We start from the raw sequence: 15,097 nt of genomic DNA, 5'->3' as shown, positions 1-15,097 counted from the left end.
CCGATGCATACGTGAAAACTACTGGTTAAGGGAAAATATGCACAATAGTGTGATGAAGGCATGGCTCGAGTCTTCACACTTGGCAGGCGCCAATGCAACGTACGTAGAAGATCTCTACGAACTGTATCTAAGTGATCCCGAACAGGTAAGTGAGGAGTGGAGACGTGTATTTGATGGGTTGCCTGTGCAGCCTGATGTGGTTGAACAGCCGCATTCACGTGTCCGTGATTACTTCCGACGACTCGCTCAAGAAACAAAGCATTCAAGTGCTCAAGTAAGTGACCCCGAGGTCGATGCTAAACAAGTAAAAGTTCTACAGCTTATCAATGCGTACCGCTTCCGCGGACATCAAGCTGCAAATCTAGACCCTCTAGGTTTATGGAAACGCCCAACGGTTGATGAATTGGAACCTGCGTTCCACTCGTTGACGGAAGATGATTTAGACGAAACGTTCAATGTCGGCTCTTTTGCTATTGGCCAAGAAAGCATGACGCTTCGCGATCTTCACAAAGCACTTCAAAAAACCTACTGCGGCTCAATCGGTGCAGAATACATGCACATGACAAACACCGCTCAAAAACGTTGGATCCAACAGCGTTTAGAGTCAGTGGTTGGCCAACCCTCTTTCGATTCCGAACACAAACACACTTTCCTAGAAGAGCTAACTGCGGCTGAAGGTCTTGAGCGTTATCTTGGCGCAAAATTCCCAGGTGCGAAGCGTTTCTCGCTAGAAGGTGGTGATGCACTCATTCCAATGACCAAAGAACTGATTCGCCATGCTGGTAGCCAAGGCATGCGAGAAGTTGTGATTGGTATGGCGCACCGTGGTCGCTTGAATATGCTGGTCAACGTCTTGGGTAAAAAACCTCAAGACTTGTTCGATGAGTTTGCGGGTAAGCATGATGAAACATGGGGTACAGGTGATGTGAAGTACCACCAAGGTTTCTCTGCTGACTTTGCAACTCCGGGTGGTGATGTGCATTTAGCCTTAGCATTTAACCCATCTCACCTTGAGATTGTAAATCCAGTAGTTATCGGCTCTGTTCGTGCTCGTCAAGATCGCCTAGGCGACAAAGACGGCAGCATGGTACTGCCAATTACCATTCACGGTGACTCAGCGATTGCGGGTCAAGGTGTTGTGCAAGAGACTTTCAACATGTCTCAGGCGCGCGGCTTTAAAGTGGGTGGTACGATTCGAATCGTGGTCAACAACCAAGTTGGTTTTACTACCTCCAACCCACGCGATACCCGTTCAACCATGTACTGTACTGACATCGCTAAGATGGTACAGGCTCCGATTTTCCACGTGAATGCTGATGATCCAGAAGCGGTCGCGCTTGTAACGCAAATTGCGCTCGATTTCCGTAACGAGTTTGGTAAAGATGTGGTGATTGATCTGGTTTGTTATCGCCGTCATGGTCACAACGAAGCGGATGAGCCCAATGCGACTCAGCCATTGATGTACCAGAAAATCAAAAAACACCCAACGCCTCGCAAACTGTACGCGGATGTCTTGATTGAGCGTGACGAAAGCGATATTGAAACCGCTACGCAGATGATCAATGAGTATCGTGACGCGTTAGACCGCGGTGAAGTGGTGTGTAAAGAGTGGCGCCCAATGGCACTGCACTCAGTAGACTGGTCTCCATACCTCGGTCGCGATTGGGATGAAGAGTGGGGTGGCCAGGTTGGTACTGAGCGTCTTGTAGGTCTCGGTAACAAACTTGGACAGTACCCAGACAGTCATAAACTTCAAAGTCGTGTAAACAAGCTGTACAACGATCGTGCCGCAATGATGAGCGGCGAGAAAATGATCGATTGGGGCATGGCAGAAACGCTGGCTTACGCAACCCTTCTTGATGACGGTAAGCGTATCCGTATCTCGGGACAGGACTCTGGCCGTGGTACTTTCTTCCACCGTCACTCAGTACTGCACAACCAAGAAGATGCGAGTACCTATATTCCGCTTTGTAACCTTCACGACAAACAAGGTCCATTCCAGGTCTTTGATTCGGTGTTGTCAGAAGAAGCGGTACTGGCATTTGAATATGGCTATGCGACTGCAGAGCCTAGTGGTTTGACTTTGTGGGAAGCGCAGTTCGGTGACTTTGCTAACGGTGCTCAAGTTGTTATTGACCAGTTCATCTCTTCTGGTGAACAAAAGTGGGGTCGTCTGTGCGGTTTAACGATGCTGTTGCCACATGGCTATGAAGGTCAAGGGCCAGAGCACTCATCAGCGCGTCTAGAGCGTTACCTGCAGCTTTGTGCTGAACAAAACATGCAAGTGGTGATTCCATCGACGCCTGCTCAGGTCTATCACATGATTCGTCGTCAGGTGGTTCGTCCAATGCGTCGCCCATTGATCGTGATGTCTCCTAAATCACTGTTAAGACATCCGCTGTGTGTGTCCAGCATTGAAGACTTAGCAGAAGGCACATTTGAGCCGGCGATTGGTGAGATTGATGATATCAAGCCAGAAAACGTCAAACGTGTTGTGTTCTGTTCAGGTAAGGTGTATTTCGACCTGCTCGAACAGCGTCGCAACAACGAGCAAGACGACGTCGCGATTGTGCGTATTGAACAGTTGTACCCATTCCCACTGGATGATGTAAAAGCCAAGATTGCCGCCTACACCAATGCTCAAGATTTCGTTTGGTGTCAGGAAGAGCCTCAGAACCAAGGCGCTTGGTATTCGAGTCAACATAACTTCCGCGCAGCTATCCCTGCGGGCGCTGACTTGAAATACGCTGGTCGACCAGCATCTGCATCTCCGGCCGTTGGTTATATGTCGGTACACTTGAAACAACAGAAAGCGTTAATTTCTGACGCGTTGACCCTAGATTAAGAACTAGAAGAAAAAAGGAAGAAACAGATATGACTATTGAAATTCTGGTTCCAGACTTACCTGAATCAGTTGCAGACGCGACCGTCGCAACGTGGCACAAGAAACCAGGCGAAGCGGTAGCGCGTGATGAAGTTATCGTTGATATCGAAACCGATAAAGTAGTTCTTGAAGTACCAGCGCCAGAAGAGGGCGTTCTTGAAGAAATTATCGAAGAAGAAGGTGCAACAGTACTGTCTAAGCAGCTGATTGCTAAGCTTAAGCCAGGTGCAGTTGCTGGTGAACCGACGACGGACACCACTGAGTCTACTGAAGCATCTCCAGATAAACGTCATAAAGCTGCGCTAACGGAAGAGTCGAACGACGCTCTGAGCCCTGCGGTTCGCCGTTTGCTGGCTGAGAACGATCTTCAAGCATCAGACGTGAAAGGTACTGGCGTTGGCGGTCGAATCACTCGTGAAGACATCGAAGCGCACCTAGCAGCAGCGAAGGCAGCACCACAAGCTGAAGCACAGGCGCCAGAGGCTCCAGTACTGGCTCGCAGCCAGAAGCGTGTGCCAATGACTCGTCTACGTAAACGTGTTGCAGAGCGTCTACTTGAAGCGAAGAACAGCACAGCGATGCTAACGACGTTTAACGAAGTGAACATGAAGCCAATCATGGATCTTCGTAAGCAATACAAAGACCAGTTCGAAGAGCGTCATGGCATTCGCCTTGGTTTTATGTCTTTCTACGTGAAAGCTGTTACTGAAGCGCTAAAACGCTACCCAGAAGTGAACGCGTCTATCGACGGTGATGACATTGTTTACCACAACTACTTTGATATCAGCATGGCGGTATCTACGCCGCGTGGCCTAGTGACACCAGTACTAAAAGACTGTGACTCGCTAGGTTTTGCTGACGTTGAAAAAGGTATTAAAGAGCTGGCAATCAAAGGTCGTGACGGCAAGCTAACCGTTGAAGAGCTGACAGGTGGTAACTTCACCATCACTAACGGCGGTGTGTTTGGTTCATTGATGTCTACGCCAATCATCAACCCACCACAAGCGGCTATCTTGGGAATGCATAAGATCCAAGAGCGTCCAATGGCGGTAGATGGCAAAGTAGAAATCCTACCTATGATGTACCTAGCTCTATCTTATGACCACCGTTTGATCGATGGTCGTGAGTCAGTAGGCTTCTTGGTGACAATCAAAGAACTACTGGAAGATCCAGCACGTCTGCTACTAGATGTGTAACCAAGCGTTGTTTTTTATTTTGGATGTATAGACGTCCAAAATAAATGGAGCTAGACTGGCTCAACGTCTAGCTCCTTAGTAAGCCCACAAGAGGCGACTCTAACGAGTACTCCTACAGACGTACCGACAATCGGTATATGGAAATAAAAAATCCCTCAGGGATATAACAAATGGAATCGCACAATGAATTTGCATGAATATCAAGCCAAACAGCTGTTTGCAGAATTCGGATTGCCTGTACCAGAAGGCTACGCATGTGACACCCCACAGGAAGCGTTCGAAGCTGCTGGTCGTATCAGTACTGAAAAGAAAGTAGTTAAATGTCAGGTTCACGCTGGTGGCCGCGGTAAAGCGGGCGGCGTGGAACTTCACGACACCAAAGATGGTGTTAAAGAATTTGCTCAGAAGTGGCTAGGTAAAAACCTAGTGACTTACCAAACAGATGCGAACGGTCAACCAGTGACTAAAATTCTAGTTGAAGAAGCATCTAACATCGCTAATGAGCTGTACCTTGGTGCAGTGGTTGACCGCGCAACACGTCGCATCGTGTTTATGGCATCAACAGAAGGCGGTGTTGAAATTGAAAAAGTGGCGGAAGAGACACCGGAACTGATTCACAAAGCGGCGATCGATCCGCTCGTTGGCCCACAAGCTTACCAAGGCCGCGAGCTTGCGTTCAAACTTGGTCTTGAAGGCGACCAAATCAAGCAGTTCGTAAAAATCTTTATGGGTCTAGGCAACATGTTTGCTCAGTACGACCTTGCGCTGCTAGAAATCAACCCACTGGTTATCACTGGCGAAGGCAACCTTTTATGTCTCGATGGCAAGATCAACATCGACTCAAATGCACTTTACCGTCAGCCAAAACTTCGTGAAATGCACGATCCTTCGCAAGAAGATGAGCGTGAAGCGCACGCGGCTCAGTGGGAACTTAACTATGTAGCACTAGATGGTAACATCGGCTGTATGGTTAACGGCGCAGGCCTTGCAATGGGTACGATGGACATCGTAAACCTACACGGCGGTCAGCCAGCTAACTTCCTTGATGTAGGTGGCGGCGCAACCAAAGAGCGTGTAACAGAAGCGTTTAAGATCATCCTATCTGACAGCAACGTGAAAGCGGTACTGGTTAACATCTTCGGTGGTATCGTACGTTGTGACCTAATCGCTGACGGCATCATTGGTGCGGTTGAAGAAGTAGGTGTTGAAGTACCAGTTGTTGTTCGTCTAGAAGGTAACAATGCACCTCTAGGTTCACAAAAACTCGCGGAAAGTGGTCTGAATATCATTGCTGCAAGCTCGCTAACAGAAGCAGCGGAAAAAGTAGTTGCTGCAGCGGAGGGCAAATAATGTCTGTACTAATTAATAAAGATACAAAAGTTATCTGCCAAGGCTTCACTGGTGGTCAAGGTACGTTCCACTCAGAGCAAGCTATTGCTTACGGCACGCAAATGGTTGGCGGTGTTTCTCCGGGTAAAGGTGGTCAAACGCACCTAGGCTTACCGGTATTCAATACAGTACGTGAAGCGGTTGAAGTGACGGGTGCAACGGCGTCAGTTATCTATGTACCAGCTCCTTTCTGTAAAGATGCGATTCTTGAAGCGATTGATGCAGGTATCAAGCTTATCGTAACTATCACAGAAGGTATTCCTACACTTGATCTTCTAGACGTTAAAGTACGCCTAGATGAAGCAGGTGTTGTGATGATTGGTCCAAACTGTCCAGGCGTTATCACTCCTGATGAGTGTAAGATCGGTATCATGCCAGGCCATATCCACAAGAAAGGTAAAGTGGGCATCGTATCTCGTTCAGGTACGCTTACGTACGAAGCGGTTAAGCAGACAACAGATGAAGGTTTTGGTCAGTCTACATGTGTAGGTATTGGTGGTGACCCAATCCCAGGTTCAAACTTCATCGATATCCTGAAGCTGTTCGAACAAGATCCAGAGACTGAAGCTATCGTTATGATCGGTGAGATCGGCGGTACAGCGGAAGAAGAAGCGGCAGCATTCATCAAAGAAAACGTCACTAAGCCGGTTGTCTCTTACATTGCAGGTGTTACAGCGCCTCCAGGTAAACGTATGGGTCACGCTGGTGCAATCATCTCTGGCGGTAAAGGTACAGCGGAAGACAAGTTCGCTGCGCTTGAGGCGGCTGGTGTTAAGACGGTTAAGAGCCTTGCTGACATCGGTAAAGGTCTACGTGAAATTACCGGTTGGTAATGGCTCACATTAACTCTTGGTTTGAAATAATAGAGTTAAAAACAAAATGAAAAAGCTCCGGTCTTACGATCGGAGCTTTTTGTTTGTGTTTATGAATAAATTCGGCTTTAGTCTCTAGAAGGCACAAGCTGAGCAAGTAAGAAAAAGCCAGCAGCGCTAATCACTACTGATGGTCCCGCTGGTGTGTCGTAAAACCAAGATAGACTGAGTCCACAAAACACCGACACAATACCAATCGCGGAGGCGGTGAAGGCCATTTGTTCAGGAGTGGTGGTGAACTTGCGAGCAGTGGCTGCCGGAATGATAAGCAGTGAAGTCATAATCAGCGCACCGACAAACTTCATACCAATGGCGATGACCAGGCCGACCATCAACATAATAACCAAGCGCATTAGGTCAACATTCACGCCCTCTACAGCCGCCAGATCTTCGTTTACTGTCGTAGAAAGTAGTGGTCGCCAAAATACGAATAGCAAAGCGCCGATGAGAGTCACGCCAGCGTAGATGTAAATAAGATCAGTTGGTGAGACTGCCAGAAGATCGCCAAACAAATAGCTCATTAAGTCAACGCGGACGTTATCGAGAAAACTGACAGCGACCAAACCTAGTGACAGTGCACTATGCGCAAGGATACCGAGCAGTGTGTCCGTCGCCACGAGCTGCTGCTTTTGCAGCGTGACCAGAATAACGGCTAATGCCATACAGCAAATAACCAGTGCAAAGTACAGGTTGATATCAAACAAGAAACCAAGCGCAAGCCCCATTAAAGAAGCATGGGCAAGTGTATCGCCAAAGTAGGCCATTCTTCGCCAAACAACAAACGAGCCCAGTGGACCCGCGATCAAAGCGATTCCAATGCCAGCGATAATGGATGGAAGCAAAAACTCAATCATGATGAGAGTGCCCATGTTTATGATGTGAACATTGTGAAGCACTACCTTCAACAGGATCACCTGCCAAATCATGATGGTGATGGACGTGCTGATGTTGATAGAAAGCCAGTGTTTCTTGGGTTGCACTGCCAAACAGCGCTATGTATGAAGGGTGACGACTGACAGTTTGCGGTGTTCCTTGGCAGCAAATATGGTGATGAAGACAAATCACGTTGTCAGATTTTGCCATAACTAGATGCAAGTCGTGGGATACCATAAATACCGCACAGTTGAAACGATGCCTAAGTGCATCAATAAGTTCGTACAGATCGATTTGGCCTTGAACATCTACTCCTTGTGCTGGTTCATCAAGAACCAAAATATCAGGGCGATGCAATAGAGCGCGTGCCAGGAGCACTCGCTGGGTTTCCCCACCGGATAATTGATGCATGTTGCTGGAGATTAGATGCTCAGCGCCGACAAGCTTCAGCGCGTCTAATCGCTCCTGTGCACTGTATTTTCCCGCAAGTGCGAGAAAGCGCTCAACGTTCAGTGGCAAGGAATCGTTAAGTTTTAGTTTTTGCGGTACATAGCCAATTTTGAGCTTGTTAGCGCGGCGAATCGAACCTTTATAGCGCTTTTGTAACCCAAGAATGACTTTGACTAAGGTCGATTTACCAGCACCATTAGGACCTATGAGGGTTAAAATTTCCCCTCGGCTAATGGTTAAGCTAATGTTATCTAGAACCTTTCGTTTACTGAACTCGACAGAGACTTGGTCGAGTGTAATCAGTTCGGACATGAATAGAACTCATTTGCAATTACGTCTTGTTATAATGTAACATTCTGAGCTATTGCAAGCCAGAAGGATTTTAAGCCCTATGTATCGTTACATTCCAGTTGTAGCACTTACTTCACTGCTTTCGTTTCAAGCGCAAGCACTGCAAGTGCTGAATAGTATAAAGCCTTTTGAGATGATCTCCCATGAGTTGATCATCGAAGGGCAGTCTACCTCGTCGATTCTTAACGCGAACGCATCCCCTCACGACTATGCACTTAAGCCATCGGATGTGAAAAAAATCCGCGATAGTGAGGTTGTTGTTTGGTTTGGCGGAGATCTTGAAACCTTTTTAGCTAAGTCAGTAGAAGGCAACGCAAACTCACTTGCAGTACAAAACATCGAAGGTCTGTCCTTTCGAGAGTATGGCGGTGATGGTCACGATCATGGTCACGAAGGTCATGATCACGGTAGTTTTGACCCTCATGTTTGGCTCGGTCCAGAGCAAAGTCGTCAAGTTGCGCGTGCTATTTCAGTCAAGCTTCAATCTATTGACCCGGAAAACAAAGCAGCGTACCAAGAAAAGCTGGCCGCTTTCGAACGCACCTTGGATAAAACCATTGAAGAGATCCACGTTAAGCTTGAGCCAATACAAGACCAAGGTTATTACGTGTTTCATGATGCCTATGGTTACTATGAAGAATTCTTTAAAATGAACAACCTTGGCCACTTCACGGTAAGCCCAGAACGTAAACCAGGTGCCAAAACGTTAATCTCCATTAAAACCACATTGCGTGAACAACAAGTAAAGTGTGTTTTTGCCGAACCACAATTTACACCAGCCGTAGTGAACTCGGTGACCCGAGGCACTGGCACAAAAGTTGGACAACTTGATCCACTAGGTAGTGATATTCCGGTTGAAGATGGTAGCTACTTTGTATTCCTGAAGTCGATGGCAAATAGCTTTAGTCGCTGTTTAGCACAGTAGGTATCAGCCAAGCAAAGCTCAGCCTGAACAACAAGGTTTTATGTGTGTTTGGTTGAGTTTTGCTTGTGACCAATGAGCCATTTAGATGGTTTACGTGACCTTTTTTCTTTCATAACCCGCACAAATCCAGTAAATTTACGATATTTATCGATGCAAATTAACTGGGCTTCTTTTGATTTTTTCTGCTTCCTTATCACGCTGTTTTGATTTTGCTGTTGGCCATATAACGACCAGCATGCTCTCACGCGTGCGTAAGATCCTGAGCTGTGCCCCGTTATTGTTCACGTTATCGCTGCTGATCGCTCCGCTAGCGAGTGTCAGTAAACCGCTGCCTCCCGTGTTTTATCCACTTTCACTGCAAGCCAATGGTCAGTTTTTAGCCGCTAAGCAATTGTTTCCTGGTGTAGAAGGTGGACTATGGTCTATCGATGTACATAATCGCGTCCGTTTTTATGACGGTACCCGTTTTATCGAGCTCGACAACCTGGCGTTTGATAATAACGACGTGACTTTTTTTCGAGGACAATTTTGGTATGCCAAAGCGAATAAACTGTTTTCGCAGCAGCCACTTGGGGAAGTTAATCAAGTATTTACAACAAAATTAACTGAACACATTCAATCTCTTGGTCATGCTGGAGAGTACGTTTGGTTTTCAACTGACAGTCAGGTGTATCTCGGAAATGAGCATCCATCGAGGTTTGAAATTATCTCAATGGATGACTTTGAGCGTTTTTACGGTGGAGTCGGGGTGAAAATTACTGCCGCGATAGAAACCCGGGGAGCATGGTACATCGGCACCAATGTCGGTTTATACCGATGGCATTATGGAGAGTTAGAGTATGTTGGGACCGTGCATCGTGGCGCAATTTCTACATTGTTGCTTGAGCCAGAATCAAATCGTCTAGTGATAGGTTATCACTCTGGCGTTGAGGTATATCCCATTGATGAACCGATGCTTCGCTCCTTCTTCCCCCTTGGTCAGCATGTCCTCTCTTTAGAAAGTACAGAGAGTCATTTTTGGATAGGTACTGAGCAAGGCTTGTATTGGCTTGAACGCAGCACACTTGCTCTTGAACAGGTCGAGTTCAACCCTCTTGATGAGTTTGGTTTAGCCGGAGACAAGATCTATGCATTAGTTGCAGATGGTGCACTTGGGATGTGGATTGCCACAAACAACGGTGTTCGCTATTTCTCAGAGTATGGCAAGTTCTTTGAGCGTATTTCGGTCTCGATTGACGAAAACCTTAATCGCCTTGAGCCTAAGCTTGAGGTGATGGACAATCCGCTCGGAGGATATTGGGTTATCACAAGCAGCGCACTCTATGCCGTCGATGACGAGGGCGAGTCTACAATGATTTATTGGGGGAAAGTCTCTTCGCTGGCACAACAAGAGCAGCAGCTCTGGATAGCGACAGAGCGAGGCTTAATGCACCTTGACCTCAATGCTTATCAAATCACCGCCATGAGGCAAAAAGTCGATAAAATGCCCGCACAAGTAGAACACATTTCTCTTGGTAGTGGGAATACACTTTGGCTTAGCGACGGACTCCGGTTACTCAGTTTTAATATTGAAACTGAACGAGTCAATGACTATGGCGATAACTGGATCGTCAGTGAGCACTTACCGGCTAAAGTAACCGAAATATATGCGTTGAGCGAGAATAAAACGCTTATCGGTACTGACCACGGCTTATATATCATCGATGAAGGGCGCAGCCGTTATATCGGCGCCAGTGCACCATTTGGTAGTGTCACAGAGTTGGTCGCCGATGAGAATCGAATTTGGGCTGCGAGTAGTTACGGCGCGTTTTTGTATGATGATCAAGATAAGTTGTTCACAAGATTGGATTTGTTTCAAGATAGTACCCGCCCGGTATGTGTTACTCAAAGCGACGGTGTTTTCTGGTTAGTGAGCTCTGCCGGTCTTACCTCGTACACGGGCACGGGTGAGATTGTCAGCCACTTGGGCGCTCCATACGGCGTTATCAGTAACGAGTTTATCAACGGTAGTTGTGCGTACAGTGAGCAGAGTCAATCTATTGTAATAGGTTCACGCTATGGCATTGTAGAGTTTGATCCAAAGCGTATCCTTGATAACCCCGTGCCAACGCCTAGCGTATTGATATCTCAAGTGTCGGTGAGCAATACCGCCCGTCATCTTGGGGATGTTCAAGATACTATTCCTAATGTTGGTTATGGCGATTCGGTAGCGATTCAGTTTAGTTTATGGCCTTCAGCTCAAGCGCACAGTCTCGTGTATCGAACCCGAGATGGTAGCTGGCAAGACATGCAAGGCTTTCAGCTCAATATCGATAAACCCACTCCCGGGCTACACACTATAGAAGTTGCCGTAAAAGGGTATACCAATTCCGGAGCGGGGATTCCGTTTAGTTATCAGGTTAGTACCCCTTGGTATATGACAGGTATGTTCTACTTGTTGATAGCGATTACCAGTCTAATATTGGTCGGTGCGGTGATTTATTGGCGCTCGCGACGGATTCGTTTTATGAACCGCTCGCTTAAAACACAAGTCGCGTTGAAGACTGAACAGCTACAGCATCAAAGTCGTGTGTTAGTGGGTAATAATCAGCAATTACGTAAAGCGTTTAAAATTCGACAGCAATTGATACAAGAGTTGGTTGAGCAAGCAGCGCAGCATAGCGCCAACTTTAAACTTGAATCCTTGTCTAGCTTGAGTTCAAACTCCGTAGCGAGCTTTGATGGTTTAGACAACGTAAAAGCCATTTTTGATGAGCAAAGCTCCTATCCATTGGTGTGTTCAGTGTCCAGTGTGCTCAATTTCACTGTCGACGCTTGGAGAAAAGAGCTAGATAGTTACGGGATAAAAGTAGATCTAAAGCTGTTGGCAAGCAGTGACAATGTGGTATTGGATACCTGTAATCTCGACATCATTTTCAACTCTATCATCGCTAATGCATTGCGTAGAATGGTACGCGGGCAAGTGATCAGCATCACCGTAGATGATGATGGCAGTAAGCTAAATGTTACTTTTGAGGATAATGGGCTACCATTGCCCAACTTTAACTCCCAGAGCGCAACTCAATCATTTGATGTGAAAGAAAGTCAGCTCGATTTCAGTCCTTCGAGCCTACCATCCCACATTCATCGTTCTGGCGGAGAGCTTCAACCGGTTGAACGTGGAAACGCTAATCGTCTCACTTTGCGCTGGATGTTGTCTATTCAGCAGTCAACAGAAAAAATGCCTTCACAATCAATAAAGGCGCCTCTTGAAACCGAGAAATCATTGGTGAGTTTGGCTAATGAAAAAGAGAGTCATGTAGTCAAGCTGGACAAACATGAACAGTGGAAACGGCAAGTCACCCAGCTGGTGGCGGAGCAGTATCATGATGCCGAGTTTAGTACCGCATCAGCAGCCAGAGCGTTATTTATATCTGAGCGGAGCTTCCAAAGACGTTTCAAGTCTAAGTTTGAGAGTACCTTTACCGACTACCTCACTGATGTCCGGATGGAAAAAGCGTGTGAGATGCTACTTCAAGGGGAAAAAGTTTCAGAAGTTGCTTTTGCTTGCGGCTTTAACGATCCTTCCTATTTCTCTCAGCGCTTTAAAGTCTATTTTGGCGTACCACCGTCCAAATTTGCCATGATGGACATGACTGAGAGCGACTAGATATGAAATCTAAAGCTCAAAGTAGCGATAGAATGCCTGTTGCTTCAAACGTTCGAGAGCCAAGGTGCTGAGTTTAAAGCGAAGTTTCTCCCCTGGTCTTAGCTGCGCGGCTTTTGATAGGTCACGAAAGGCAACCACGCCTAGCTTTTGATAGCCACCTAAGGTTTGATGATCGCTAAGCATAATAATAGGGTTGCCATCTGGTGGTATTTGCACTGAGCCGGATATGATCCCTTCTGAAATCAATGAGGGCTGCGCTTGAGCTAGATGAATAGATTTACTATTACTGGACTCGAGCCTTACCCCCATCCGGTTACTCTGCGCAGATACGGTATAAACTTGGTCTAATAGAGCATCTCTTAGCGCGTTGTCAAAATTTTGAAACTGGAAACAGGGGAGTAAGTGCAAGGTTCTTACGCCTACATAACTCGGAAGCGCGCTTCTGGGAATAAGAGGTTCAGCGTGATGTTGAAGGTCGGTTAAGTTTTCAGATAAGCATGTTTTTTCAGATAAACATAGATTGATGGCTAAGCTGTCACCGCACGCGAGTGGTTGTCCTGGATTCAAACCTCCTACACCGTCACGTTCTACTGTTGAAGTACTGCCGAGGAAAGGCTCAATCGCGAAACCTCCTAATGCAGATAGGTAACTTCGACAGCCGCTGCGGGGCACTTTAAGGTGTAGTTCTTGGCCCTTCTTCAAACTAAAAGGGCGCCAACTTTGAATCAGATCAGCAACAATGTGTTGTGGCGAATGACGTTCTGCCAGACAATCTGCCCCTGTCAGTACCAAGGTTAAGTCTTGGTTGGCGCGAAACTTAACCCGACCTAAAACAATTTCTAGGCTGGTTGCGTTCATTGGATTGCCCAGTAACTTTTGCCCCCAACAATGCGCATGCCAATCCGCAGCGCCGCCTTGAGTCAATCCGTAGTGAGAGGCATTAGTGCGCCCTAAATCTTGTGTGGTGACGTGGTGTCGCGTGTTCATTACGACGAGTGCACTCATTGCTTACCTCCAAGGCTCAAGAATGTACCGTGGTCAATTGGCTCGAACCGCACTTTGTCACCAACACTCAGCAATGACTGCTCTGGCGAGGTTTTGTTAAATAAAGTTAGTGGGCAGTTACCGATGATTTGCCAGCCTCCGGGAGTATCACTGGGATAAACTGCCGTCTGATTGTTGGCAATACCAACACTCCCTTTGCGCACCCGAGTGCGTGGTGTTTGATGTCTTGGCATATGCAGTGCTTTTGGCAGCTCTGCGAGAAAAGCAAAACCAGGCGTAAAACCAATAGCACAGACTGTATATGTGGACCCGGTGTGCAGAGATATGACCTCATCGAGGCTTAGAGAGCAGTGCCGAGCAAGTGACGCCAAATCAGGTGCCACCTCGGTAGCGTAATAAGTAGGGAGGGTTTTGGTGTTCACATTACCTAAAGGCGGCTTATCAGTAAGATTAAGGCTTTGAATATAGTGGGTAAGTGCTTCTGCTGTACAGTATATAGGATGAAACTCGATCAGCAGGCTTGTGTAAGAAGGGGTACAGTTGACGAGTGTACTTGCAAAGGCTTGTTTTATCATGACAGTGTACTGCCCAATGAGATAAGGCAAATCAAGGTCAATCTTGTGACCAAAATCAAGCAGAATGGCCGATTCACCCACCGGAGATATCGAAGGCTTGCTCACTGTTTACCTCCACCTACTGCTTGAGCGCTATCAATACGGATACGCAGCGCCCTTGCCACATCAATTGATGCTTGGTTATCACCATGAACGCATAGTGTGTCGATGGCGAGAGTGAGTGGTTCCCCATCGAGAGTCTTAATGGGTTTACGGGTAATAAATGCATCGGCTTGTGTCAAAATCTGATCTTGCTGATGCAGAACAGCATTTTCCATACTTCGCGGTGCCAAAAGGCCTGAGGTCAAGTAATTGCGGTCAGCAAAACCCTCTAAGATAAGCGATACTCCATAATCTGCTGCAAGCGCTTGATGACGCACATGCTCCGTGGTTGCTAAGATCATTAGCGGTAAACTGAGTGATTGTGCTGCTGACAAGAGAGCTTCAAACACCTTGGCGGAGGACATCATGTCGTTATAGAGCGCGCCATGAGGTTTGATGTAGTTCACTGTCCCTTCTTGATGCTCGGCTATCGCCTTAAGCGCACCAACTTGATACAGCACCGATTGGGTGAGTGAATTGCTCTCCATCGTCATTGAGCGACGGCCAAACCCTTGTAAGTCGGGATAGCCGGGATGCGCGCCGATAGTGACTTTGTGTTTGAGACACAATGCAACGGTCTTAGACATGTGCTCTGGATCGGAGGCGTGAAAACCACAAGCGATGTTTGCCATATTCAGTAGAGGGATGAGATTGACATCATCACCCATACCCCAATGGCCAAAACTTTCTCCGACATCCCCATTTAACGTCAACATAAGGTCGCATCCTTGTTCCGCGTTTAGCTGAAATTTAAGGTTATTTAGTAAAAGATTATGTCTTTAGGGGA

Annotated in this window: 11 protein-coding genes; 6 read left to right on the top strand and 5 right to left on the bottom strand. The window is 47.0% G+C overall.

What is annotated here, in order from left to right; genetic code table 11:
- Positions 1–37 precede the first annotated feature (37 nt).
- The 4 genes from sucA to sucD all read left to right on the top strand — a co-directional run bounded on the left by sucA (position 38) and on the right by sucD (position 6,302).
- Complete coding sequence (sucA, locus tag ACJB0T_RS08135; protein WP_479288906.1) at positions 38–2,845, top strand: 2-oxoglutarate dehydrogenase E1 component; 2,808 nt, start codon at positions 38–40, stop codon at positions 2,843–2,845.
- Positions 2,846–2,874: 29 nt separating this feature from the next.
- Positions 2,875–4,080: a 2-oxoglutarate dehydrogenase complex dihydrolipoyllysine-residue succinyltransferase gene (odhB, locus tag ACJB0T_RS08130; protein WP_479288907.1), complete on the top strand. Its 1,206-nt coding sequence runs from the start codon at positions 2,875–2,877 to the stop codon at positions 4,078–4,080.
- A gap of 183 nt (positions 4,081–4,263) precedes the next feature.
- Positions 4,264–5,430: an ADP-forming succinate--CoA ligase subunit beta gene (gene sucC / locus ACJB0T_RS08125; RefSeq protein ID WP_042476405.1), complete on the top strand. Its 1,167-nt coding sequence runs from the start codon at positions 4,264–4,266 to the stop codon at positions 5,428–5,430.
- Positions 5,430–6,302, top strand: a complete 873-nt coding sequence (gene sucD, locus ACJB0T_RS08120) for a succinate--CoA ligase subunit alpha (RefSeq protein WP_042476406.1) — start codon at positions 5,430–5,432, stop codon at positions 6,300–6,302. Before sucC ends, sucD begins: the two co-directional genes overlap by 1 nt.
- Positions 6,303–6,409: 107 nt before the next feature.
- Here the strand turns inward: sucD and znuB are convergent, their stop codons facing one another.
- Positions 6,410–7,195 (bottom strand): zinc ABC transporter permease subunit ZnuB, encoded by a 786-nt coding sequence (gene znuB, locus ACJB0T_RS08115; protein WP_479288908.1) that lies wholly within the window; start codon positions 7,193–7,195, stop codon positions 6,410–6,412.
- Positions 7,188–7,976: a zinc ABC transporter ATP-binding protein ZnuC gene (gene znuC, locus ACJB0T_RS08110; protein ID WP_479288909.1), complete on the bottom strand. Its 789-nt coding sequence runs from the start codon at positions 7,974–7,976 to the stop codon at positions 7,188–7,190. Before znuC ends, znuB begins: the two co-directional genes overlap by 8 nt.
- A gap of 79 nt (positions 7,977–8,055) precedes the next feature.
- Between znuC and znuA the strand changes: the two genes are divergently transcribed.
- Entirely contained in the window at positions 8,056–8,940 is an 885-nt protein-coding gene (znuA, locus tag ACJB0T_RS08105; RefSeq protein WP_479288910.1) for a zinc ABC transporter substrate-binding protein ZnuA, read from the top strand.
- Between the two features lie 235 nt (positions 8,941–9,175).
- On the top strand, positions 9,176–12,589 hold the full coding sequence (locus ACJB0T_RS08100; protein WP_479288912.1) for a helix-turn-helix domain-containing protein: 3,414 nt from the start codon (positions 9,176–9,178) through the stop codon (positions 12,587–12,589).
- A gap of 9 nt (positions 12,590–12,598) precedes the next feature.
- Here the strand turns inward: ACJB0T_RS08100 and ACJB0T_RS08095 are convergent, their stop codons facing one another.
- Genes ACJB0T_RS08095 through ACJB0T_RS08085 form a run of 3 tightly spaced genes read right to left on the bottom strand, consistent with a single transcriptional unit; the run spans position 12,599 to position 15,026 of the window.
- Positions 12,599–13,594 carry a 5-oxoprolinase subunit C family protein gene (locus ACJB0T_RS08095; RefSeq protein WP_479288914.1) on the bottom strand — a complete coding sequence of 332 codons (996 nt, stop codon included), beginning with the start codon at positions 13,592–13,594 and terminating at the stop codon, positions 12,599–12,601.
- A complete protein-coding gene (gene pxpB / locus ACJB0T_RS08090) occupies positions 13,591–14,274 on the bottom strand; it encodes a 5-oxoprolinase subunit PxpB (RefSeq protein ID WP_479288916.1) in 684 nt (227 codons plus the stop codon). The genes ACJB0T_RS08095 and pxpB overlap by 4 nt, the downstream gene beginning before the upstream one ends.
- A complete protein-coding gene (locus tag ACJB0T_RS08085; protein ID WP_479288918.1) occupies positions 14,271–15,026 on the bottom strand; it encodes a 5-oxoprolinase subunit PxpA in 756 nt (251 codons plus the stop codon). The genes pxpB and ACJB0T_RS08085 overlap by 4 nt, the downstream gene beginning before the upstream one ends.
- Positions 15,027–15,097 lie beyond the last annotated feature (71 nt).

The organism is Vibrio sp. CB1-5, from assembly GCF_059412285.1.
This window is presented reverse-complemented; position numbering and strand designations above follow the sequence as displayed.

Excerpts from the sequence above, each read along its gene's own strand:
- sucA (WP_479288906.1), top strand. The coding sequence starts at position 38 with ATGCACAATAGTGTGATGAAGGCATGGCTCGAGTCTTCACACTTGGCA.
- odhB (WP_479288907.1), top strand. The coding sequence starts at position 2,875 with ATGACTATTGAAATTCTGGTTCCAGACTTACCTGAATCAGTTGCAGAC.
- sucC (WP_042476405.1), top strand. The coding sequence starts at position 4,264 with ATGAATTTGCATGAATATCAAGCCAAACAGCTGTTTGCAGAATTCGGA.
- sucD (WP_042476406.1), top strand. The coding sequence starts at position 5,430 with ATGTCTGTACTAATTAATAAAGATACAAAAGTTATCTGCCAAGGCTTC.
- znuB (WP_479288908.1), bottom strand. The coding sequence starts at position 7,195 with ATGATTGAGTTTTTGCTTCCATCCATTATCGCTGGCATTGGAATCGCT.
- znuC (WP_479288909.1), bottom strand. The coding sequence starts at position 7,976 with ATGTCCGAACTGATTACACTCGACCAAGTCTCTGTCGAGTTCAGTAAA.
- znuA (WP_479288910.1), top strand. The coding sequence starts at position 8,056 with ATGTATCGTTACATTCCAGTTGTAGCACTTACTTCACTGCTTTCGTTT.
- ACJB0T_RS08100 (WP_479288912.1), top strand. The coding sequence starts at position 9,176 with ATGCTCTCACGCGTGCGTAAGATCCTGAGCTGTGCCCCGTTATTGTTC.
- ACJB0T_RS08095 (WP_479288914.1), bottom strand. The coding sequence starts at position 13,594 with ATGAGTGCACTCGTCGTAATGAACACGCGACACCACGTCACCACACAA.
- ACJB0T_RS08085 (WP_479288918.1), bottom strand. The coding sequence starts at position 15,026 with ATGTTGACGTTAAATGGGGATGTCGGAGAAAGTTTTGGCCATTGGGGT.